We start from the raw sequence: 22,822 nt of genomic DNA, 5'->3' as shown, positions 1-22,822 counted from the left end.
GACAGGCCCGTCGGGTCCGTCCGTGCCGGAGGGGGACGGGATGCCCCGTGTCCCTTTCATCACAGTCCGGCCTCGGGATGCGGCCGAAGGCTTGGCGGTGGGCGGGTCCGCTAGCGGACCGCGTTGTTGAACCGCGAGGTGCGGACGAAGGCCAGGGCGGCGACGCCCAGCAACGGCAGCACCGTGACCTGCAGCAGTCCGGCCCGGCTCCAGCCGAAGGACTCCACCAGCGCGGCGAAGAGTAGACCCGAGAACGCCGCCGGTCCGTAGTAACTGGTGACGAAGAGACCGGAGGCGCGTCCGATCTGCTCGGGGCGGACGGCCCGCTGCATCGCGCTGTTGGTGTTGGGATAGATGAAGCCCAGCCCGAAGGCGCCCATGAGGAAGGCGAACACGCACTGCACCGCCACCGAGGCATGCGTCTGGTAGATGCACACGCTGATGGCGGAGACGGCCAGCAGACTCAGGATCAGCAGGTTGCGCTGGTTGAAGCGGTCGCCGAGCCAGCCGCCGAACACGGCCGTCATGCCGCCGAAGCCGAGGAGGCTCATGGCCAGTGCGGCCTGTTCGGCGGAGTAGTGCAGCGAGGTGATGAGGTACGTCGGGTAGAGGCCGAGGAACCCGTAGAGGGCGACACCGCTGACGACCGAGTGGACGGCCAGCGCGATGGTGTTGCGGTTGTAGGCGGTGGCCGGCATGTACGCGTAGGTCCTGGTCGAGGCGACCTTCTCGGCGGAGTGCTCGGTCAGGCCGGTCTTCACGAGGAACAGGGCGGCGAAGGCGATCAGCAGCCCGGCCGTGCCGAACAGGTAGAAGGGCGAGTGCCAGGTGCCGTGCGCGCTCATGAGCCGGACGCCGATGAGCGGGGCGATGAACACGCCGACCGAGTAACCCACGCCGATGAAGCCGAAGGCGAGGCCGCGACGGTGGGCGAAGAAGGCGCCGATCGCCGCGAAGATGGCGGCGGACTGCATGCCCTCGCCGAAGCCGGAGACGACCCGGTACAGGGTCATGTCGGCGAAACCCGTCGCCAACGGCGTGGCCATCGTGCCCAGCGAGTAGATCACGATGCTGGTCAGCAGCACGGTCTTGCGGCGGAAGCGGTCCAGCAGGTAGCCCGCGGGCAGGCCGGCCAGGGCCATGCCGAGGGTGAAGTTCGTCGCCAGCAGTCCGCCCTGCTCCAGCGAGAACCCGTACTCCGCACGGATGTTGGGCAGCAGGGGCGGGAAGACCTGCCGGTCCATCGCGTTGACCATGTAGGAGAGGGTGATCAGGAGAAAGCCCATCCCGATCATCGGGCGCGAAATGGGCGGTCGGCTGCTTTCCTGTGTTTCGCCGACGGGCACCGCACGGGTGTCGGTTTGCGCTGTGTGAGTCATAGCGGCTCCTGAGGAGGAATGGGCCACGGCAGGCCGCGGCAATCCGTCGCGGTACGGGGCCGTACGGCGACGACGAGAAGCGGTGAGCTGAACACGGACTCGAGACGGCGACGGCGATGCCGGCGTCGCCGGCGGAATGGGGGCGACGTACTGCCGCGCGGTCGGACACCGCATGCGGAATTCAGCCCTGTATCGCCCGCCGGGGACGTCCGTGGCTATGGCGTCTTCGACAGCCGGACCCCGTGCGGACACTTATCGGTCACACGGTCGGCGCTGGCAGAAACCATGAGGGGGAAGTCTCCGGCACGTCAAGATGTGAACAGGGGATTTCTTCGGCGGTCCTGCATTTCCCTGTGGTGAGGGGGTTCCGACGCTCCGAATGCGCCCCGCCGGCGGGTGTCGAGGATCAGGCGCGCACCGCACTCTTGACGTGTTGAAGGCGATGAATGCTATCGTTAGCACCACGTGGCTGTGACAAAGTGATCAGACGTGCCCCGGCATCTCGTGACCCGTTCCAGGGACGTACGGCGGCGCCTGCCCCGACCACAAGTCGGCGAGCGCCTGCACCACCCGACCCGAGCTCAGCGACCTTCTCTCTCCACCCCCGCCCACGGCGGCCGTCGGCCATCGGACACGCCGACTGCCGCCCTTGCGGGCGGCGATCAGACCCGCTCGCCGGATGCGACCGGGCGTGACGCCCGGCCGTCCGCCGCGGCCGTACGACTCTGCGAGGACGACCTGCCATGAAACCACCGAGCCGCCCCGGCACCGTGCTGCTCACCGACTACGCCTGGCCCGACGACCGCGTCGAGCGATCGGTCATCGAGGAGGCGGGCCACACCCTGGTGACCGGCCCGGCCGATCCCGCCTCCGCCGAGGCGATCGAGGAACTGGTGGCCGAGCACCGGCCCGCCGGGATCCTGACCTGCTGGGCCCCGGTCTCCGCGACCGCGATCGGCGCCTCGCCGGAGCTGCGGATCGTGGCCCGGCTCGGCGTCGGCCTCGACAACATCGCCGTGGACACGGCCACCGAGCGCGGTGTGTGGGTCACCAACGTGCCGGACTACTGCGTCGAAGAGGTCTCCGACCACGCCGTCGGCATGGTGCTGGCCTGGACGCGCGGCCTGGCCGTATCCGACCGGGAGGTCCGCGCGGGCCGCTGGAACCCCGCCGGCGCCCGGCTGCGTCGGCTGTCGACGCTCACCTGCGGCGTCGTCGGATACGGACGCATCGGACGCGCCACCGTCCGCAAGCTCGGCGCGTTCGGCAGCCGGATCCTGGCTCATGACCCATACCCGCCGAAGGACGACCCCGGAGTGGAGATGGTCGGTCTGGAGGAGCTGCTGCGCCGCAGCGACGTGGTGATCCTCCATGTGCCGCTCACTGCGGACACGCACCACATCATCGGCGCCGAGCAGTTGGCGCTGATGAAGCCGGGCGGCCTGCTGGCCAACGTCAGCCGGGGCGGCCTGGTGGACACCGACGCGGTGATCAAGGCGCTGGAGGGCGGGCATCTGGACGGCGCCGCCTTCGACGTACTGGAGAGCGAACCGCACGTCCCCACCGCACTGCTGGACCAGCCGGGCGCACTCCTCACCCCGCACATCGCCTTCTCCTCCGACGCCTCGGTCACGGAACTGCGCCGCCGCGCGGCGGAGGAGGTCGTACGGATCCTGGCGGGCGGAGCACCGGCCCACGCCTGCAACGCTCCCCATGGTGTGCCCGCCGGGTCGGGGGACCGGCGATGAGCCGGCCCCCCGCGCAGGCGACCCCGGAACCCGCGCTGACCGACTTCCTCACCGCCCACGAGCTCGCCGGGCCCGGCGAAGCGGCACGCTGGACCCCGCTGGCCGGCGGCGTCTCGTCCGACCTGTGGCGAGTGGACCTGCCGGGACGTTCCCTCTGCGTCAAACGTGCCCTGGCCAAGCTGAAGGTCGCCGCCGACTGGCAGGCGCCGGTGTCGCGCAACGCCTACGAATGGGCGTGGATGCGGTTCGCGTCCCGGCACCGCCCGGACAGTGTGCCCGAGCTGCTGGCCCACGACCCCGAGGCCGGCGTCTTCGCGATGGCGTTCCTGCCGCCCGAGCGGTACCCGATGTGGAAGGCGCAGCTGCTGGACGGCGAGGTGCGGGTGCCGACCGCGGCCGCCGTCGGAGAACTCCTCGGCGCCCTGCACGCGGCCGGCGCGGGCGACGCCGACCTTGCCGCGGAGTTCGCCACCGACGACAACTTCCACGCGCTGCGCATCGAGCCGTACCTCCTGGCCACCGCCGCCGCGCACCCCGCCCTGCGCGACATCCTCCACGGCCTCGCCGACCGCACGGCCCGCACGCACCTCGCGCTGGTGCACGGCGACGTCAGCCCGAAGAACATCCTCGTCGGACCGTCCGGGCCCGTGCTGCTGGACGCCGAGTGCGCCTGGTACGGAGACCCGGCCTTCGACCTGGCCTTCTGCGTCAACCATCTGCTGCTCAAGGCGCTGGTGGTGCCCGCGCGCCGGGAGGAACTCCTGCAATCCGCCCGGGTGTTGGCCGAGGCATACGGCCGGTGCGTCGACTGGGAGCCCCGGCCGGCCCTCGAAGCACGGGCCGCTTCACTGCTGCCCGCGCTGCTGCTCGCACGGGTGGACGGCAAGTCCCCGGTCGAGTACCTCACGCACGACCGTCACCGCCGGCTCGTCCGCACCGCGGCATCGGCCCTGCTCCGGGCACCCGCCCCCACGGTGGCGGACGTCGTGAACGCCTGGGCGACCGCGCTCCAAGCCCCGACCGGGGCCGGCAGCAGCCGATCCGACTGACCCGACGGAGGAGAGACGGACATGCGCAGAGTCGTCACCGGCCATGACGAGAACGGCAGGTCGGTCGTCGTCAGCGACGGCCCCGTCCCGCGCAGCCGGGAGTTCACCAGCCTGCCGGGCTGGGTGTCCCGCCTGCCGTGGGCCACGGAACCCGGCGAGCCCGCCGGCCGGACTGGGGAGGACCCCACGCCGAAGGTCACCAGCCTGCTCCCGGCGCCCGGCGGCACCCGGTTCATCGTCCTGACCTTCCCGCCGGACACCGCGATGGCCGACCCGACCTTCGACCCCGTCGCGTTCGACCGTGAGCAGCGCGCAGACTCGCCCGGCATCGCCGACCTCATGGAGCCCGACGGCATGCACACGACGCCGACCGTGGACTACGGCATCGTGCTCCAGGGCGAGATCGTCCTCGAACTCGACGACGGCCACCGCACCCGCCTCTCGACCGGGGACATCGTGATCCAGAACGGCACCCGCCACGGCTGGCGCAACCACAGCGACCGACCGGTCACGATGGCCTTCGTCCTCGTCGGCACGGAACGCGACGCCTGACGCGGCGGCGTCGCGGACGACGCGGCAGCCGTGGTCCTTGTCCGGTCCGCGCCGGGACTGTCTGAACAGCACGCCGTCTGCTCCGGGGATGACCAGGATCCACTTCACCAGCCAAAGCCATCGGGACAGCGGCGCGTCGAGCCGCGCGGTGACCGGGGCCGGGTGGTCCGACGGGGCTGCCGGGGACGTCATGGCGGTCGACTCCCGTCCCGCTCACGTCACCAGTCCGGCGCGGCGTGAGGCACCGGGCTCCGGTGTCGCGGAGGTGTCGTCGGTCCGACGGCGCTGTCCCCGCGCAGGAGACGCGCAGCAGATCGGCTCGGCTGATGATGCCGACCAGCCTGTCGGCCTCGTCGACCACCGGCAGCCGTTTGACGCGGTGGCGCTCCATGACCTGGGCGGCCTCCACGGCAGTCCACTGCGGCCGAGCGGTCACGGCGGGGCTGTTCATCAGACCGTCGGCCCTCGCCGCCTCTGCCTTCGCACGGGCGGTGGGCCTGGGGCGCAGGACCGGCAGCAGGCCGACCGGGTCCAGCTGTGCGGCTTCCTTGCGCAGCAGGTCCGCCTCGGAGACGACACCCACGGGGCGCTCGTCGTCGTCCACGACCGGTACGGCGGTGATGCCGTACTCGGCGAGCAGCTTGGCGATCTCCTTGAAACCGGTGTCCCGGCTCACCCGGACGACCGACGTGGTCACGAGATTGCTCACCATCCGGTGCCACATGGTTCCCGCCTCCCGATGCCGCGTGCGTTCTCCTTCCACTCTCCGCCCTTCACGGAGCTGCATGGGCCGTTCGGGCCGGGTCAGAGCCGGATGGCGATCAGCACGGTGTCGTCGGTGTTTCCGGTGGAGGGAAGGAGGTCGGTCAGGAGGGCGTCGGCCAGGGACTCGGGGTCGGCCTGCCGGTGGCGGATGAGGGAGTCGGCGAGGCGGGCGAGGCCGGTGTCGATGTCCTCGGTACGGCGTTCGATCAGACCGTCGGTGTACAGGACGAGCGTTGAGCCCTCGGCGTAGGGCGTGCGGGCCTCGGGGCGGGGGAGGTGTTCGGGGCGGGCCGCGAGCGGAGGGTCGGTGGCCTGGTCGAGGAAGGCGACGGTGCCGCCGGGATGCAGCAGGGCCGGGGGCGGGTGGCCGGCGCTGCTGTAGGTGATGGTGTGGGCGTCCCAGTCGATGAAGGTCGTCACGGCGGTGGTCGATTCGGCGCCGTGGACGGAGCGGGCGTACAGGCCGAGGGCGTCCAGGGCCTGGGCCGGGCCGTCGGCGACTCGGCAGGCCGCGCTCAGCGCGCTGCGCAGCTGCCCCATGACACCGGCGGCGGCGAGGCCGTGTCCGACGACGTCGCCGACGGCGATCGCGAGGTTCCCGCCGGGCAGGTCGGCAAGGTCGTACCAGTCGCCGCACACGTTCAGTGCGCCGATGGCGGGCCGGTAGCGCACGGCCGCGGTGTGCTGCCCGGTCGGGCCCGGCGCGGGCAGCATCGCTGCCTGCAGGGTCAGGGCGATCTCGCGTTCGCGGGCGTGCGCCCGGCGGAGACGTTCGTTGACCTCCTGCAGTTCCCGGGCGCGGGTGTACAGCTCGGCCTCCAGCACCCGGGACCGGCTGTCCCCGCTCCCGCCGAAGGCGCGGATGAGTTCCGTGACCTCCTCCACCCGGTGCACGATCAGCGCCACCCGCCCGTCGGCGCCGAGGACGGGCGCGTTGACCGGGCTCCAGTAGTGCTCCAGCCAGTGGCCGGGCCGCGCGGGATCCTCGATGTCGTAGCGGAGCAATGCCATCGTGTCGCGCTCGCCGGCGGCCACGACACGGAGCATCGACGCCCGGGTCTCCCGCATGCCGGCCGCGGCCGGCTCGCTGGGGTTCTCGGGGAACACATCGAAGATGTAGCGGCCGATCAGCTGCTCGCGGGTGCGCCCGGCCAGCCGTGTGAAGTCGTCGTTGGCGTCGGCGTACACCAGGTCGGGGGTGAGCAGCGCCACCATGCCGGGCAGGGCCCGGAAGACCGCGGCGTAGTCGATCTGCGGTTTCCTCATGTCCTGCCTGCCTGAATCGGGACCGTGCTTCGCTGTTCTGTTCCAAGATTAGGAGCGCAAACGTCCTGAGGCCCTGGTGCTGCTCCGTCCAGGGCCCCGACAGGGCCGTGGCCGAACCACCTCGGCCAGGCGACAGGGCGGCGGTCGCCGTGGCCTGTCCGTGGCCCTGTCGGCCTCGCCGGCATCCGACGGCCCGGCGTTGCGGAGGGCCGCCCCGAAGGACGGTTCCCGCTTCTCAGAGTGCCACCTCTGTCCGCTCAGGGCTGTGTGCCGTCGCGCCCGTGGTCCGCGGCGTAGGCGGCGAACACTGTCGTCGGCGGGCCGCCCGTATGGAGGAAGCGCTGGTCGAGGATGGCGGCGAGGTCTGTCAACGCTCCGGTGAGCAGGGCGCCCGCCAGTTTTGCCTCCGGCCGTCCCGCCGCCTGTCCGCGCTGGGCGAGCACGACGGCGTAACCGACCATGGCCGCGAGCGACGAGTGGTCCTCCCCGTCGTGGAAGTAGTACGCCTCGGCGTACTGGGTGAAGTCGATGCGGACGCGTACGACCTCGGTGGCCAGGCTGTCCAACAGCAGTGCCCCCGATGTGTTGTCCAGCTGCCGCGTCGTCGGATCCGCGTCGCGCAGGAGAGCCAGCCGGACGGCCAGGACCCTCCTGCGGGTCAACGCCGGATAGATCTCCAGCACCCAGGAGACGGTGGCCGTCAGGAGGGCGAATCCGATGAGGGCCTCGATCGGTGAGACGAGACGCAGCCAGCCCTCGTCGGGTGCGATGTCGCCGAGCCCGGCGTGGCCACCGTGACCAGCGACAGGCACACGGAGTCCGGCAGCGCCGGCTCCTGCACCGCCTTGGAGCCGGGGGAGAAGGTGAACGCCCCGGGCGTATGGGGCCAGTAGACGATCGCCCAGCCCAGAACGACGGTCAGCGCCCACATGCCCACCACCGTGACCATGGCGAGCGGCCCGACGAGCCCGACCACGCGCCCGGGCGCACGGAACCGCCGGGCGAGCCGCCGGAGTGCCGTCATCACGAGTCGGCTCAGCCCACCATGGCGGGTGGGGTGCCAGAGCGTGTGGAACGACTACCACCTGATCTACGCCGTCGCCCTGATCGTCCTGGCCGCTGCCGCCGCCGGCGACACCCTGGGCGCGGGCCGGCTCTGGGCCAAGCTGCCCTTCGTCCGCGACCACAGCCGGCTGCGCTGAGTACCGACGGCGCGGTGGGCCCGCCACTCGGCCCACCGCGCCGATCCGTGCAGGGGGTCGGTCGGCCCCGATCCGGGACTACTTGCCCCTGCACGGGGAACCGCCCGAAGACGATTCTGTAATCGGATCCCTCGCCCCAGGAGGTGGAGATCATGCTCCGTACCATCACCGTAGGTCTCGACGGCTCGCTCGAGAGCCGGGCCGCCGCAGAATGGGCGGCTCGCGAAGCGGAACTGCGCGACCTGCCTCTGAAACTCGTCCACGTCTGGGAGCCGGTACCCGAGCCCATGGCTCAGGCCCCGCTCCTGGGAGCCGAGACCCAGCAGCACTGGACCGAGCGAAGCGAGATGGGGGTACCCCCGGCCGAAGGCTGGGGGAGGATTCCCCGGGAAGCCGCTGAGGGCATCAGCCTGCGCCACCCCGGCGTCGAGGTGATCCGCGAGCAGATCGCCGGCCACCCGCGTGACGTCCTCGCGGAGGCGGCGAAGAGCGCCGAACTGCTGGTCCTGGGATCCCGAGGCTTCAGCGGAATCGGCGGGTTCATTGTCGGTTCTGTCGGCCTGGCCGTCGTGGCTCACGCGGACCGCCCGGTGGTGCTGGTCCGCGCGCTGGAGGTCGCCGCCGACGAGCACGAGCCGGACCCGGCCGGCATTCCCTCCGCCGCGACCCCGTTCCGGCCTGTCGTCCTCGCACTGGACGTCGAGCACCCGGACGAGACGCTGATCGAGTTCGCGTTCGACACCGCCAAGCGCCGCGCGACGTCCCTGCGGGCCGTTCACGGCTGGAACCCGCCTCCGTACTACGCGTACGGCACGCCCGCCAACCCCGCACTGCACGAGGCGCTGGCTCTCGGCGACGCCGAGGCGCTGGCCGAGGTGCTGCGGCCCTGGCGGCACAAGTACCCGGACGTCGAGGTCGTCGAGGAGTCCCGCTACGGCAGCGCGGCCGTCCACGTCGTGGACGCCTCCCGCGAGGCCTCCCTCGTCGTCGTGGGCCGGCGTATCCGTCGCAGCCCGTTCGGCGCCCACATCGGCCATGTCACGCACGCCGTCCTGCACCACTCCACCGCCCCCGTCGCCGTCGTCCCCCACGGCTGACCCACCCCCACCCACCGCTTTCGAGGAGAAGAGAACCATGAAGGCAGCGGTCGTACGAGCGTTCGGTGAACCCCTGGTCATCGAGGAGCGCCCCGATCCGGAGCCCGGCCCCGGCCAGGTCCGCGTCCGGGTGGAGGCGTCCGGGCTGTGCCACACCGACATCCACGCCGCCCACGGCGACTGGCCGGTCAAGCCGAACCCGCCGTTCGTCCCCGGACACGAGGGCGTCGGCCTGGTGGATGCGCTCGGCGAGGGCGTCACCCACCTGTCCGTCGGGCAGCGGGTCGCCGTCCCGTGGCTCGGCAAGGCGTGCGGGCGGTGCGAGCACTGCCTGTCCGGCTGGGAGACACTGTGCGAGCAGCAGGTCAACACCGGCTACGGCTGCGACGGCGGGTATGCCGAGAAGATGCTGGCCTGGGCCGACTTCGCGCAGCCGGTGCCCGACGGGATCACCGCCCTGGAGGCCGCCCCGCTGACCTGCGCCGGTGTGACGACGTACAAGGCGCTCAAGGTCGCCGACGTCAAGCCCACGCAGTTCGTCGCGATCTCCGGCGTCGGCGGCCTCGGCCACCTCGCCGTGCAGTACGCGAAGATCGCCGGAGCCACGGTCGCCGCGATCGACGTCACCGACGAGAAGCTCGCACTGGCCGCCGAACTCGGCGCGGACATCGTCATCGACGCCCGCAAGGAGAACGTCGGAGAAGTGCTCAAGCGGCACGGCGGCGCCCACGCGGCCATCGCGCTCGCGGTGAACGACGCGGCCTTCGAAGCCGCGGGCTCCGGTCTGCGGCGCGGCGGCAAGCTGGTCATGGTGGCCCTGCCGGCGCATGGCACGGTCCGGGTGCCCATCTTCGACACCGTCCTGAACGGCACCTCGGTGATCGGCTCGATCGTCGGCACCCGGCAGGACCTCGCCGAGGTCTTCCAGCTGCACGCGGCCGGCCGCACCAAGGTCATCTACGAGGCCCGCCCCCTCGCCTCCGTCAACGACTCCATCGACGAGGTGCTGCGCGGCGAGGTCAAGGCCCGGATCGTCTTCGACCTGGACGCGGGACGGTGAGCGCCGTGGTTCTCCCGATCGTCGTCGGAGTGGACGGCTCCGAGCCGAGCCTGCGGGCCGTCGACTGGGCGGCCGACGAGGCCGCCCTGCGCGGGGCGCCGCTGCGCCTGGTGTACGCCTCTCTCTGGGAGCGATACGAGGGCGGGTCTCTCGCCGAGGACCTCAACAAGCCGTCCGAGCAGGTCACGGCCGAGGACATCGTGCGGACCGCCGCACAGCGGGCTCGCATGCGCCGGCCCGACATCGCGGTCTCCACCGACGTATTGCCGGAGGAGCCCGAGTACGCCCTGGTCCGCGAGGGACGCAATGCCTGCGCGCTGGTGCTCGGCACCCGCGGCCGCAGCGGCTTCGTCGAGATGCTGCTCGGCTCGGTCAGCCTGACCGTCGCCGCCCACGCGGACTGCCCGGTGATCGTGCTGCGCGGCAGCCACGACAACCAGGTCCCGGCAGGCGCGCGCGGCCGGATCGTCGTGGGCGTCGGCGAGCAGGCGACGGACTCCGCCGCCCTGCGCTTCGCCGTCCAGGAGGCGAAGCTGCGCCACGCGACCTTGGACGCCGTACGGGCCTGGCGGTGCCCCGCGCATGAGACCACCGACCACCCCCTGCTCGCCGGGGAACCCGCGCGGCTGCACGAGCAGCATGCCGTCGAGGTCCTGGACAAGGCGCTGAAGGACGCACCGGCGGCTGTGGACCTGCACCGACGTACGGTCGAGGGCCCCGCCCGCAGGGTCCTGTTGGACGCCTCGCACGAGGCGGACCTGCTCGTGGTCGGCGCCCGGCGCAACCCGGGACACCTCGGACTCCAGCTGGGGCGCGTCGCCCATGCTGTGCTGCACCACTCCGCTTGCGCCGTCGCGGTCGTACCCGAGCAGGCGTGAGAGAGGTGGCCGACTGCTCAGAGGCTCGCCGCCTGGTCGTGGACGCCGGTCCGCGGATCACGCGGTGGGTCTACGCGGCCGGTCCCCTGCGCGCCTTCTCCCACGCTCGCTCCGGCTCCGCCGCCTTCTCCCCGGCCATGCCGCCTTCCACCGCCCGATGACCGCCACGCCGACGACTTCCGGAGTGTCACCCATGTCCAAGATCGAACACCAGGACGCCCCCGTGCTTCCCGAACTCTCCGACGAGGAACTGCGCACCCTGGACGCACACTGGCGGGCCGCCAACTACCTGGCCGCCGGACAGATCTACCTGATGTCCAACCCGCTGCTGACCGAGACCCTGAAGCCGGAGCACATCAAACCGCGACTGCTCGGCCACTGGGGCACCTCGCCCGGCCTCAACCTCGTGTACACCCACCTCAACCGGGTGATCAAGGCGCGCGGACTCGACGCCCTCTGCGTCTGGGGACCGGGCCACGGAGGGCCGTCCATCCTGGCCAACGCCTGGCTGGAGGGCAGCTACAGCGAGACGTATCCGGACGTGCCGAGGGACGGCGAGGGCATGGCGCGGCTGTTCCGGCAGTTCTCCTTCCCGGGCGGTGTGCCGAGTCATGTCGCCCCGGAGACGCCCGGTTCCATCCACGAGGGTGGTGAGCTCGGCTACTCCCTCTCCCACGCCTACGGCGCCGCCTTCGACAACCCCGGCCTGCTGGTCGCCTGCGTGATCGGGGACGGCGAGGCCGAGACCGGGCCGCTGGCCGCCGCCTGGCACTCCAACAAGTTCCTCGACCCCGTGCACGACGGCGCGGTCCTGCCGATCCTGCACCTCAACGGCTACAAGATCGCCAACCCGTCGGTGCTCTCCCGGATCCCGGAGGCCGAACTCGACGAACTGCTGCGCGGCTACGGCCACGAGCCTGTCCATGTGACCGGCGACGACCCGGTCCAGGTGCACCGGGCCATGGCGGCCGCGCTGGACGGCGCGCTGGACCGTATCGCCGTGATGCAGCAGACCGCCCGCGAGGACGATGTCACCGAACGCGTGCACTGGCCGATGATCGTGCTGCGCACCCCGAAGGGCTGGACCGGACCGGCCGAGGTGGACGGCGTGCCCGTCGAGGGCACCTGGCGCGCCCACCAGGTTCCGCTGGCCGGCGTCCGTGAGAACCCCGAGCACCTCCACCAATTGGAGGCATGGCTGCGCTCGTACAAGCCCCAGGAGCTCTTCGGCCCGGACGGCCGCCCCGTCGCCGACGTCCTCGCCTGCGTCCCCGACGGCGCCAAGCGGCTCGGCGCCAGCCCGTACGCCAACGGCGGTCTGCTCGTGCGCGATCTGCCCATCGCACCGCTGGACGAGTTCGCCGTGCCCGTCGACAAGCCGGGCACCACCTCGCACGAGCCGACCCGTGTCCTGGGGGACCTCCTGGCCCGGGTGATGAAGGACACCGGCGGACGCCGAGACTTCCGCCTCGTCGGCCCCGACGAGACCGCCTCCAACCGGCTCCAAGCGGTCTTCGACGTCAGCGGAAAGGCCTGGCAGGCCGAACACCTGCCGGTCGACGAACACCTCGAGCATCACGGCCGGGTCATGGAGATCCTGTCGGAGCACACCTGCCAGGGCTGGCTGGAGGGCTACCTTCTCACCGGCCGGCACGGACTGTTCTCCTGCTACGAGGCCTTCGTCCACATCGTCGACTCCATGGTCAACCAGCACATCAAATGGCTGAAGACATCGAGGGAGTTGCCATGGCGCGCACCCATCGCCTCCCTCAACTACCTGCTCACCTCACACGTGTGGCGCCAGGACCACAACGGCTTCTCCCACCAGGACCCCGGCTTCGTCGACCACGTCCTCAACAAGAGCCCGGAAGTCGTGCGGGTCTACCTCCCGCCGGACGCCAACACCCTGCTGTCGGTGGCGGACCACGCGCTGCGCAGCCGCGACTACGTCAACGTCATCGTGGCCGGGAAACAGCCCTGCTTCGACTGGCTGTCGATCGACGTGGCCCGCGCGCACTGCGCCCGGGGCGCCGGTATCTGGGAGTGGGCCGGCACGGAGAACGGCGGCGAGCCGGACGTCGTCCTCGCCTGCGCCGGTGACGTGCCCACCCTGGAAGTGCTGGCCGCCGCCCAGCTGCTGCGCCGACACCTGCCCGACCTCGCCGTCCGCGTCGTCAACGTCGTCGACATGACCCGGCTGCTGCCGCGCGAGGAACACCCGCACGGCATGAGCGACTTCGAGTACGACGGCCTGTTCACCACCGACAAGCCGGTCATCTTCGCCTACCACGGCTACCCGTGGCTGATCCACCGGCTCGCCTACCGCCGTACCGGCCACCGGAACCTGCACGTGCGCGGCTACAAGGAGTCCGGCACCACGACCACGCCCTTCGACATGGTCGTCCGCAACGACCTCGACCGCTACCGCCTCGTCATGGACGTCATCGACCGCGTCCCCGGCCTCGCCGTGCGCGCCGCCGCCGTACGGCAGCAGATGGCCGACGTCCGCACCCGGCACCTGGCCTGGATCCGCGAGCACGGCACCGACCTGCCCGAGGTCGCCGACTGGACCTGGAACGCCTGACCTCGCCCCTCATTCCCGGAAGGAATTCACCGCCATGACCGTACGCGTCGGAATCAACGGCTTCGGCCGCCGGCCGACACGTCCGGTCGACGGACGGCCGACATCCCTCACCGGCCCGCATCCGCCACTACCGTCCGTCCCGCTGCCCTGCCCCTCGAAGGAATCGCCCGGGCGGCCGGCAGCTGGATGCTGAATTGCAAAATTTCGCAATTAGATAGATGCCTTGTTGACTGTGTCCGCAGACTGCCGCGGACACAGTCATCTGTACCTGCCCCATGTGGGGATGTTGTCGGGGAGATCGAGGGGCCGTGTCCGTTCCGCTGTACCAGGCCAAGGCCGAGTTCTTCAAGACGCTCGGGCATCCGGCACGCATCCGGGTCCTGGAGCTGCTGAGCGAGCGCGAGCACGCGGTCGCTGAGATGTTGCCCGAGGTGGGCATCGAGCCCGCGCACCTCTCCCAGCAGCTGGCGGTGCTGCGGCGGGCGAACCTGGTCGTGACGCGCAGGGAAGGCTCCACGGTGTACTACTCGCTGACGAGTCCGCACGTCGCCGAGCTCCTGGGGGTCGCCCGCACCATCCTCTCCGGGGTGCTGACCGGCCAGGCCTGAGCCCGTACTTCGCTGCCGAATGCGAACGTGCGAGGTCCCGGGAGGCTCGCCGGGGCCTCGCACGAGCCTGACTGAGGGCACCGCCCCCGTGCCCTGACAAGCCTTCGGGGCTGATCTTCGAGTCGGTCACCCTCCTCAGGGCCGCCACGATCCCGCCCGGCTCCGGCGGGCACCCGGGCACCGCCAGGTCCACCGACACGACATCGGGGAGCGCGCCCTCGACGCCGTAGCCACGACGTTGGTCTTCGGACGGTCGGTGTAGCTGAACGCGCCGTCCGCGGCGACGGTCGCGGATCCGATCAGCGTGCCCTCACCCGCCGTGGGGTCGTCGAGCCGCCAGATGTCGACGGTGGTCCCTGCGCCGAATCCCACGGGCGCGTCGAGCTTTCCGGTGAGGGCGAGGTCCTGGTTCCGGGGCGACGAGGCGGGTGCCTGCAGTGCCTTGTCGCGTCAAATGCTGGATTCGATCGACGATCCGCTGCTGCCGGAGGCGTCGGCGGAAATGGCGCGGCCCGGGGTCGTCGCTTCCACGAGCGACACGGTGAACGGGTGGCGCGGTGCGGTGAGGACTCGCTGGGCCGGTCCCTGTTCGACGAGTTCGCCGGCGTCCAGGACAGCGATGCGGTGGGCCAGGGCCGCGGTGTTCAGGTCGTGGGTGATCAGGACGAGGGACAGGTCGTCGCGTTCGTGGAGCAGGGCGGTGAGGATGCCGAGGATGCCCCGGCGGGTGATCGGGTCGAGGCCCGAGGTGATCTCGTCGCAGATGAGGACGCGGGGCCGGGCGAGCAGGGCGCGGGCGAGGGCCGCGCGTTGGAGTTCGCCGCCGGAGAGCTGCCCGGGGCGTCTGCGCACCAGGTCCTCGGGGAGGCCGAGGTCGGTCAGAGTGGCCAGGGCCTCCCGTGTCGCGGCGGAGAGCCCGGTGCCGCGCAGTCGTATCGCGGTGCGGGCGATCTGGTGCAGGACGGGGCGGTGTTCGTCGAAGGCGGCGCGCGCGTCCTGGAAGACGTACTGCACGGCCGCCAGTTGTGCGCGGTCGCGGTCGCGCAGGCTGCGCGGCAGCGGTGTGCCGTCGAGGAGGATCTCCGCGTCGTGGTCGCGGTGGAGTCCGGCCAGGCAGCGGGCGAGGGTGGTCTTGCCGCTGCCGGAGCGGCCGACGACGGCCAGGCTCTCACCCGCGTGCAGGTCGAGTGCGGTCAGGCGCAGTACCTCGGCTGTGCCGCGTGCGGTGGTGCGGTGGTGGGCGGTCAGGTCGCGTATCCGTAGGACGGGGCGCCCGGTGCCGGTCGTGTTGTTCGATGGGGTGAACTCCGGTTGCCCGGCAAGCAGTTCACGCGTCCATGCGCGCCGGGGCGCGAGCAACAGGCGTTGTGCCGGGCCCGACTCCACGACCCGGCCCGCCCGCATGACGATCACCTCGTCGGCGAGCGCCCGTATGACGTCCAGGTCGTGGCTGAGCAGGACGACGGCGATGCCGCGTGCCGCGACGGCCGCCAACTGGTCGACGACACGGCTCTTGGTGAGGGCGTCCTGGCCGGTGGTGGGCTCGTCGGCGACGATGACCCGGGCCCCGAGGAGCAGGGCCTGGGCGAGGACGACGCGTTGCTGCTGACCGCCCGAGAGCTGGTGCGGATAGCGGCGCAACAGGCTCTCGGCGTCCGGGAGTTGGGCATGGGCCAGAGCGTGCAGGACGCGTTCGCGGGCCGCCGTCCGGCGTCGGCCGCGGGGCAGGTGGCGTACCTGGGCGCGGGCGATGTCCGTCAGGAGAGCGCAGACACGGCGCGCGGGGTTGAGGACGGCGGCCGGGTGCTGGGGGATGTAGCCGACCCGGCCGTCGGCGGCCAGGCGTATGTCGCCGGTGACGTGGGCGCCCGGCGGATACTCGCCGAGCAGGGCGAGGCCGGTGGTGGTCTTGCCGCTGCCCGAGGGGCCGACAAGGGCGGTGACCTTGCCGGGGCGGGCCTTGACGCTCACTCCGTCGACGATCGCCCTGCCGCCGACCTCGACGCGCAGGTTCCGGAGCTCGGCCACGGGCTCCTCGGCGGTGGCGCCGGGGCCGGCGGGACTGCCGACCTGGTCCGTCCTGTCGTCTGTGTGGCTCATGGACGTGCTTCACTCCCTGCCCGGCTACGGCTACGGCCGCGGTCGCCTCGGCGGTCGTTCGCGAGCGCGGCGTCGAAGAGGAGGTTGGCGCCCGTCGTCAGGGCGACGATCAGCAGGGCGGGGACGACCACGGCCCACGGTTGGACGAACAGGCCGGTGCGGTTGCGGTCGACCATGACCGCCCAGTCGGCGGCGTCCGGGGCGACCCCGACACCGAGGAACGCGGCCGTGGCGACCAGGTACAGCACGCCGGTCAGCCGGGTCCCGGCGTCGGCGGCCAGGGTGCGCAGCATGGAACGGCCGACGTAGCCGACGGCCATGCGCCACCAGGTCTCGCCCTGCATCCGCAGCGCCTCGACCGCGGGCCGGGCGGCCGCCTCGCCCGCCGCCGCGCGGACGATTCGCGCGGCGTCGGGCACGTTCACCAGCGCGACCAGCAGCGCGAGTCCGGCCGAGCCCGGCGAGAACACCGAGGCCACCAGCAGGATCAGCAGCAGCGACGGCACGGCGAGCAGGACGTCCAGGGGCCGCATCAGCAGCTCCTCGAGCCAGCAGCGACGGGTGAGCGCGCTGACGAGTCCGACGGGTACGGCGACCGTATAGGCGAGCGCGGTCGCCGTGAGGGCGCTGACGACGACCGTACGGCCGCCGTGCAGCACCTGCTGCCAGACGTCGCGGCCCACGAAGTCGGTGCCGAGCCAGTGACCGTCGCCGAGGGTGAAGGAGGTGGTGCGGGGGCCGGGTTCGCCGACGAACAGAGGGCCCAGCAGGGCGAGGACGAGGGGAATGCCGATGATCGCGAGGCCGAGGCCGAGGCCGAGGGCGAAGCGGTGACGCGTCATGCCGCCACCACCGCCCTTGGCGTCAGCCGGTGAGCCACCAGGTCGGCGCCCAGATTGAGTACGACGGTCAGCACTCCGAACACCACCGCCAGCCCCTGCACGACCGGCACATCGCGCTCGGCCACGGCGTTGAGCAGAACCGTCCCGAGCCCCGGGACCACGAAGAGCGCCTCCACGACGATGACGCCGCACAGCAGCCAGTCGACGGTGCGGGCGAGGTGCTGGACGGCCGGCGCGAGGGCGTTCGGCAGGGCGTGGGTGTAGCGGATGCGGGCTCCGGAGATGCCGTAGCGGCGGGCCTGGGCCACGTAGGGGGAGGCCAGTGCGTCGATCATGCCTGCCCGTACCAGGCGGGACAGGGAACAGACCGGGCGGGACAGCAGGACCAGCACGGGCAGGACCAGCACAGCCGGATGGACGAGCAGATCCGTGCCGTAGCCCACCGCCGTCGGCGGCAGCCAGGCAAGCTTCAGCGCGAAGACGGTCACCAGCAGGACCCCGAGGGCGAATTCCGGGATCGCGTACACGGCCGACGTCACCGAGCCGACCAGCCGATCCACGATCCGTCCCGCGTGCCGGGCGGCGAGGACGCCCAGCCCGAACCCGATCGGGACGAGCAGCGCGAGGGTGAGCGCGGCCAGCAGCAGGGTCGGTCCGAAGCCGTCGGAGAGGTACTGGCCGACCGGGCGGCCCGAGACGAGCGACGTGCCGAAGTCTCCGTGCAGCAATCTCATGGCCCAGTCGGCCAGCCGCTCGTACGTCGGCCGGTCCAGGTCCATGGCCTGCCGGATCGCGGCGATGCGCGCGGGGTCCGGCTGATCGCCCGCGAGGGCCACCGCGGCGTCGCCCGGCAGCGCCTCGGTGAGCGCGAAGACCAGCAGCACCACGGCCACGGTCTGCAGGGCGCCGAGGAGCAGTCGCCGGGCGACGAAGGAACGCAGTCCGCTCACGCGAGCCAGACCTTGTCGAACCGGGCCCAGTCGAGCGTGTTGGCAGGGGCCTCGGCCGCAACTCCCTTCACAGTGCGGGCGGTTCCGAGGATCCAGTCGGCGAAGCCCCAGATGAGGAAGCCGCCCTCCGTGTACAGGCGGCGCTGCATCCGCTCGTAGACGGCTGCCCGTTCGGTCTTGTCGCGGGTGGACTGGGCCTGCTGGTACAGGGCGTCGAAGTCCTTGTGCTTCCACTTGGTGGCGTTGGTGGTGGAGTCGGTGAGCAGGCGCTGGGAGATGTGGGCCTCGATGGGCAGGGCGCCGGAGCGGTAGCAGCACAGGGTGCCGTTGTCGAGGATGTCGGCCCAGTAGGAGTCCTTGCTGCCCATCTTCACGTCGACGGTGACGCCCGCTTTCTTCGCCTGGTCGCGGAAGATGCCGGCGGCCTCGGTGAACCCGGCGGCGACGGCCGAGGTGTCGAGGGTGACCCTCAGGTTCTCGGCGCCGGCCTGCTTGAGCAGGGCGCGGGCCTTGTCGAGGTCCTGTGCGCGTTGGGGGAGGGCGTCGGCGTAGTACTCGTAGCCCTTGCCGAACAGGTCGTTGCCGATCACACCCGCACCGGACAGGGCGCCGTCGACGAGTTCCTTGCGGTCGGCGATGAGGAAGAACGCCTCACGTACGCGCTTGTCGTCGAAGGGCGCCCGGTCTGTCTTCATGCAGAACGCCTGCATGGCGCTGCCCCGGAGGCGCACGATCTCGATCTGTCCCTTGCCCTCGTGGGCACGGGCGGTGACGGGGTTGAGTTCGTGGGCGTACTCGACCTGTCCGCCGAGGAGTGCGTTGACCCGCGCCGACTCCTCGTTGGCGACGACGAACTCGAGCTCGTCGAGGTGCGGGGCCCCCTCCCAGTAGTCGTCGTAGCGGCGGAAGACGGCGGAGCGGCCGGGTGTGAAGGAGACGAACCGGAAGGGGCCGGAACCGATCGGCTGCTTGTCGAGGTCGCCTGATTCCCCCGCGTTCTCCGGGACGATGTACGCGCCGAACGCGGCCAGGACGTTGGGGAGTTCGGCGGTGGGCCGCTTGAGGACGAACTCGATGCTCCGCTCGCCGGTGGCGCGACTGGCGTCGAGGTCGATCGGATCCAGGGACGCCTTGGCGCGGAACGCCTGCTCGGGGTCGGCGATGCGGCGGTAGCTGTAGAGGACGTCGGCGGCGGTGACCGGTTTTCCGTCGTGGAAGGCGGCCTTGCGCAGGGTCACCTGCCAGCGGTCCAAGGTCTTGTTCGGCTCCCACTTCTCGGCGAGGCGGGGCTGGGCGGAGAGGTCGGCGCCGTAGTCGGCGAGCTTGTCGTACAGCGCCTTGGCACGGGCGGCGTCGGCGAAGAGGTTGGCCCGGTGCGGGTCGAGGGTCTCGCTCGCACCGCCTCCGGCGAACGCGGCGCGCAGCCGCCCGCCTCTCTTCGGAGCGCCGTCGCCCTTGGCGTCGGAGCCCTCGCTGCCGGAGCCGCCGCATCCTGCGAGAGCGAGCGCGGCGAGTGAGGCGGCGCCCGTGGCGGCGAGGAAGCCGCGGCGGCGCAGACCGGGGAAGCGTTCGTCGTACATGACCGTCCTTGGGGCGTGGGTGTCAGTGGGTGTCAGTGGGGGGAGTTCAGGCGGGCGACGACGTGCAGCCGGTCCGCGTCCGTCGTCTCGCCGGGCAGCAGGCCTTCCCGCCATGGCGGCTCGGTGCGCGGACCGGGCCCGTCGTGGAGTTCGAGCACCTCGAAGCCGTGTGCGGCCAGCAGGTGGCGCAGTTCCTGCGGGAACAGCAGCCGCCACGCGGAACGCTGCTCGACCGGCGCCGACCCGTCGTCCGCGGTCCACACCCGCGTACGGCGCAGGAGTTGGGCCGTACGGTCCACGGTGAGCGTGGTGTGCGACCGGTAGGCGGCGCGCTGCCAGGTGAACTCGTTGATCGTGGGCGTGTCCAGCAGGTCGGTACGGCCGAGGAAGTACGCGCCGTTGCGCATCTCCGCGATCAGCAGGCCGCCGGGGGCCAGGGCGTGCCGGCAGGACTTCAAGAACGCGTCGAGCTGGTCGTTGGTGTGGCAGTACAGCAGGGCGCTGTCCAGGCACACGACGGCGTCGAACACACCCCGGCCCAGGTCGAAGCCGCGCAGATCGGCCTGGACGTACTCGGGTCCGCGGTGGTGGACGCGGGCGTGGGCGAGCATCGCCTCGGAGAGGTCGGCGCCGGTCACGCGGCGGCCGGCGCCGTGGAGGTGGGCGGCGTCGCGTCCGGTGCCGCAGCCCAGGTCGAGCACGCGCGGTCCCGCGCCGTGCCGCCGGAGGCAGTCCTGCGTCCAGCGCCCGGCCAGCCGGTCGGGGTCGGGGAAGCGGGCCTCGTACAGCTCGGGGTTGTCGGTGAGCAGGTTCTGCGCAGCGGTCGTGGAAGTCATGCCGGTCCCTCCTCAGGCCGTTGCGGGTACGGCGGGCTTCGACGGCTTCGACGGCTTCGGCAGTGACCCGAGCCGGTGGAGCCAGGCCACGCCCAGCGCGGAGGCGAGCCCGAACAGGGCACAGCACGCCCACGGCAGCCAGTCGGCGTCGCCCCGCTCCCCGGTGTCCATGGCCCAGCCGACGACGGTGTTGCCGACGGCGGCGGCGATGCCGGAGACCACGTAGAAGATGCCGAAGTAGGTGCCGGTCAGCTCCGGCCTGCCGAAGCCGGGGATCAGTTCCATCACGAACGGCTGGGCGATCATCACCCCGAGGTAGAGCAGCAGGGCGCCGACCAGGACGGGCAGCGCACGCAGTGCCGCGTCGGCCGCACCGTCCGGGCCGTCGGAGCCGACCCCCACCACGGCGGGCGGCAGGAACGCCACTGCCATGAGACCCAGGCCCGTCGCGATCCAACGCGCCCGGTCCCCCCGCTCCTTGAGGGCACGGGTGATGCGCAGTTGGAGTGCCAGGTTGGCGAGGGTGCCGACGACGAAGACGAGTCCGGCGGCGCCGTCCCAGCCGGTGGCCCGCCGGGCTCCGTCGGGCAGGAGCAGATACAGCTGGTTCTCCAGGGTGAACATGCCGACCATGGCGAGCGCGAAGGCGAGGAAGGCCCTGTTGCCCAGGACCTCGCGCCAGTCCGCGAGGACCGTGCCCTTGCTCGGCTCGACTTCCCGGGCCGGCAGCACGAGGGCCTGCGCCACGGTGAGGACGGCGAAGATCCCGGCGGCGGTGAGCGCGGACGTGCGGAAGTCCACGAGCAGCAGCGCGCTGCCCAGCAGCGGGCCGATCAGCGCGCCGGTGGTGGCGAACACGTTGAACAGGGCGAACGCCTCGGCCCTGCGCTCGATGGCCTCCTGCGCGATGTAGGCGCGCACGGCGGGGTTGAACAGTGCCCCGGCGAGCCCGCTGAGGACGGACGCGGCGAGCAGCACGGCCAGGTTGTCGGCGAGCGCGAACAGGGCGAACCCGAGGGTGCGCAGGGCACAGCCGGCGATGATGACGCCGCGCGCGCCGAGCCGGTCGGAGGCGGAGCCGCCGATGATGAACAGCCCCTGCTGGCTGAGGTTGCGCACGCCGAGCACGATGCCGACGACGGCCGCCGACATGCCCAGGTGGTCGGTGAGGTGGGTGGCGAGGTAGGGAATGAGGAGGTAGAAGCCGATGTTGACGCCGAGCTGGTTGACCAGCAGAAGCCGGACCGCAAGCGGGAAGCGACGCATCTCACGCCACGCCCTCATCCGCACCCACCTCCTGAACTCCCAGGCCGGGAAGGCCGCTTGCGCGTACGACGCCGTCCTCGCCGCCGATCCCGGTCCACGGGTCGTGGGCGAGCAGCAGGTGTCCGTCGAGGTCGGCCCAGCGGGCCCGGTCGGCGATGTGGACGGCGGGCGCGAGGCCGAGGCTGCTGGCGGTCAGGCAGCCCAGCATCAGTTCCGTGCCACTGCCGTCGATCGCCCCGGCGATGCGCAGGGCCGCGTGCATCCCGCCGCACTTGGCGAGCTTGACGTTGATGCCCTGGACCCGGCCGGCCAGGCGGCGCACGTCCTCCAGATCCACGGCGTCCTCGTCGGCGATGACCGGCAGCGGTGAACGCTCGGCCAGTGCGCCCAGCGCTTCCGGGTCGCCGGGCGCGACGGGCTGTTCGACGGCCTCGACGCCGAGGTCGGCGAACCGGGGCAGCAGCGCCTCGGCCTGTGCCGTCGTCCAGGCGCCGTTGGGGTCGAGCAGGAGCCGGGCCCGGGGCGCCGCGTCGCGGATGACGCGGACGCGTTCCACGTCGTCCTCCGGGTCGGGGGTTCCCGCCTTGACCTTGATGATCTCGAAGCCGCCCGCCGCCAGAGAGCGGGCCTGTGCCGCCGCGTGGGCGGGGGAGGTGATGCCGATGGTGCGGGCGGTGGCGGCGACCGGAGGCACGGCGGCACCGAGCAGCCGGTGGACGGGGCTGCCCGCGCGCTTGCCGACGAGGTCGAGCAGTGCGGCCTCGGCGGCGGCGGTCACGGCCGGGGGCGTGCCCTCGCTGATCGACTCGCCTGTCCGCAGGGCCTGCAGGGCGCTCTCGGGGTCGGGGAAGCGGGCGAGTTCCGCGCCGGCCGCGGCGAGGAGCCGTTGCAGGGTCTCGACGTCGAGCCCGTAGTAGACGCTGGTGACCGCCTCACCGTGACCGGTCACGCCCTCGTGTTCGATGCCCAGCCACACGGCGTCGCGGGTGGTCATGGTGGAGCGGGAGATGCGCAGGGGCTCGGTGAGATCGAGGCGTACGGTACGCAGGCCGGCCTTCAC

At 71.7% G+C, this 22,822-nt stretch carries 20 protein-coding genes; 9 read left to right on the top strand and 11 right to left on the bottom strand.

What is annotated here, in order from left to right; all coding sequences use genetic code 11:
* Window positions 1–110 precede the first annotated feature (110 nt).
* The gene (locus ABZ725_RS48190) at window positions 111–1,286 is read right to left on the bottom strand and encodes an MFS transporter (protein ID WP_358808717.1); all 1,176 of its coding nucleotides are present in this window, start codon (window positions 1,284–1,286) and stop codon (window positions 111–113) included.
* Between the two features lie 836 nt (window positions 1,287–2,122).
* On the opposite strand from ABZ725_RS48190, the gene ABZ725_RS48185 reads away from it, so the two are divergent.
* Genes ABZ725_RS48185 through ABZ725_RS48175 form a run of 3 tightly spaced genes read left to right on the top strand, consistent with a single transcriptional unit; the run spans window position 2,123 to window position 4,728 of the window.
* Entirely contained in the window at window positions 2,123–3,127 is a 1,005-nt protein-coding gene (locus tag ABZ725_RS48185) for a C-terminal binding protein (RefSeq protein WP_358808716.1), read from the top strand.
* A complete protein-coding gene (locus ABZ725_RS48180) occupies window positions 3,124–4,176 on the top strand; it encodes an aminoglycoside phosphotransferase family protein (protein WP_358808715.1) in 1,053 nt (350 codons plus the stop codon). Before ABZ725_RS48185 ends, ABZ725_RS48180 begins: the two co-directional genes overlap by 4 nt.
* A 21-nt stretch (window positions 4,177–4,197) precedes the next feature.
* Complete coding sequence (locus ABZ725_RS48175; protein ID WP_358808714.1) at window positions 4,198–4,728, top strand: cupin domain-containing protein; 531 nt, start codon at window positions 4,198–4,200, stop codon at window positions 4,726–4,728.
* On the opposite strand, the gene ABZ725_RS48170 is transcribed toward ABZ725_RS48175, so the two are convergent.
* The 3 genes from ABZ725_RS48170 to ABZ725_RS48160 all read right to left on the bottom strand — a co-directional run bounded on the left by ABZ725_RS48170 (window position 4,685) and on the right by ABZ725_RS48160 (window position 7,571).
* Complete coding sequence (locus ABZ725_RS48170; protein ID WP_358808713.1) at window positions 4,685–5,452, bottom strand: CBS domain-containing protein; 768 nt, start codon at window positions 5,450–5,452, stop codon at window positions 4,685–4,687. The genes ABZ725_RS48175 and ABZ725_RS48170 overlap by 44 nt on opposite strands.
* 80 nt (window positions 5,453–5,532) lie before the next feature.
* Window positions 5,533–6,759, bottom strand: a complete 1,227-nt coding sequence (locus tag ABZ725_RS48165) for a SpoIIE family protein phosphatase (protein WP_358808712.1) — start codon at window positions 6,757–6,759, stop codon at window positions 5,533–5,535.
* A gap of 257 nt (window positions 6,760–7,016) precedes the next feature.
* Entirely contained in the window at window positions 7,017–7,571 is a 555-nt protein-coding gene (locus ABZ725_RS48160) for a hypothetical protein (RefSeq protein WP_358808711.1), read from the bottom strand.
* Window positions 7,572–7,688: 117 nt separating this feature from the next.
* Here ABZ725_RS48160 and ABZ725_RS48155 point away from each other — a divergent pair, with 117 nt between their 5' ends.
* The 6 genes from ABZ725_RS48155 to ABZ725_RS48130 all read left to right on the top strand — a co-directional run bounded on the left by ABZ725_RS48155 (window position 7,689) and on the right by ABZ725_RS48130 (window position 14,188).
* Window positions 7,689–7,961 (top strand): hypothetical protein, encoded by a 273-nt coding sequence (locus ABZ725_RS48155; protein ID WP_358808722.1) that lies wholly within the window; start codon window positions 7,689–7,691, stop codon window positions 7,959–7,961.
* A gap of 152 nt (window positions 7,962–8,113) precedes the next feature.
* Window positions 8,114–9,058, top strand: a complete 945-nt coding sequence (locus ABZ725_RS48150; protein WP_358808710.1) for a universal stress protein — start codon at window positions 8,114–8,116, stop codon at window positions 9,056–9,058.
* A gap of 37 nt (window positions 9,059–9,095) precedes the next feature.
* The gene (gene adhP / locus ABZ725_RS48145) at window positions 9,096–10,118 is read left to right on the top strand and encodes an alcohol dehydrogenase AdhP (RefSeq protein ID WP_358808709.1); all 1,023 of its coding nucleotides are present in this window, start codon (window positions 9,096–9,098) and stop codon (window positions 10,116–10,118) included.
* A 5-nt stretch (window positions 10,119–10,123) separates the two neighbouring features.
* Entirely contained in the window at window positions 10,124–10,996 is an 873-nt protein-coding gene (locus ABZ725_RS48140) for a universal stress protein (RefSeq protein ID WP_358808708.1), read from the top strand.
* A gap of 193 nt (window positions 10,997–11,189) precedes the next feature.
* Window positions 11,190–13,580 carry a phosphoketolase family protein gene (locus tag ABZ725_RS48135; RefSeq protein ID WP_358808707.1) on the top strand — a complete coding sequence of 797 codons (2,391 nt, stop codon included), beginning with the start codon at window positions 11,190–11,192 and terminating at the stop codon, window positions 13,578–13,580.
* Between the two features lie 308 nt (window positions 13,581–13,888).
* A complete protein-coding gene (locus tag ABZ725_RS48130) occupies window positions 13,889–14,188 on the top strand; it encodes a metalloregulator ArsR/SmtB family transcription factor (protein ID WP_358808706.1) in 300 nt (99 codons plus the stop codon).
* A 450-nt stretch (window positions 14,189–14,638) separates the two neighbouring features.
* Here the strand turns inward: ABZ725_RS48130 and ABZ725_RS48125 are convergent, their stop codons facing one another.
* The 7 genes from ABZ725_RS48125 to ABZ725_RS48095 are packed head-to-tail and all read right to left on the bottom strand — an operon-like array spanning window position 14,639 to window position 22,822.
* Complete coding sequence (locus ABZ725_RS48125; protein WP_358808705.1) at window positions 14,639–16,288, bottom strand: ATP-binding cassette domain-containing protein; 1,650 nt, start codon at window positions 16,286–16,288, stop codon at window positions 14,639–14,641.
* Window positions 16,285–17,130 (bottom strand): ABC transporter permease, encoded by an 846-nt coding sequence (locus ABZ725_RS48120; RefSeq protein WP_358808704.1) that lies wholly within the window; start codon window positions 17,128–17,130, stop codon window positions 16,285–16,287. The genes ABZ725_RS48125 and ABZ725_RS48120 overlap by 4 nt, the downstream gene beginning before the upstream one ends.
* Complete coding sequence (locus tag ABZ725_RS48115) at window positions 17,127–18,080, bottom strand: ABC transporter permease (RefSeq protein ID WP_358808703.1); 954 nt, start codon at window positions 18,078–18,080, stop codon at window positions 17,127–17,129. Before ABZ725_RS48115 ends, ABZ725_RS48120 begins: the two co-directional genes overlap by 4 nt.
* Window positions 18,077–19,660 (bottom strand): ABC transporter substrate-binding protein, encoded by a 1,584-nt coding sequence (locus ABZ725_RS48110; protein WP_358808702.1) that lies wholly within the window; start codon window positions 19,658–19,660, stop codon window positions 18,077–18,079. Before ABZ725_RS48110 ends, ABZ725_RS48115 begins: the two co-directional genes overlap by 4 nt.
* A gap of 32 nt (window positions 19,661–19,692) precedes the next feature.
* Entirely contained in the window at window positions 19,693–20,496 is an 804-nt protein-coding gene (locus tag ABZ725_RS48105; protein WP_358808701.1) for a methyltransferase domain-containing protein, read from the bottom strand.
* Window positions 20,497–20,508: 12 nt separating this feature from the next.
* Entirely contained in the window at window positions 20,509–21,780 is a 1,272-nt protein-coding gene (locus tag ABZ725_RS48100) for an MFS transporter (protein WP_358808700.1), read from the bottom strand.
* Window positions 21,764–22,822, bottom strand: a complete 1,059-nt coding sequence (locus ABZ725_RS48095; RefSeq protein ID WP_358808699.1) for a dipeptide epimerase — start codon at window positions 22,820–22,822, stop codon at window positions 21,764–21,766. Before ABZ725_RS48095 ends, ABZ725_RS48100 begins: the two co-directional genes overlap by 17 nt.

This window comes from Streptomyces sp. NPDC006872 (assembly GCF_040635845.1).
Taxonomy (GTDB): domain Bacteria; phylum Actinomycetota; class Actinomycetes; order Streptomycetales; family Streptomycetaceae; genus Streptomyces.
Note: the sequence above shows the minus strand (reverse complement) of the source record. Positions and strands in the feature narration are given on the sequence as shown.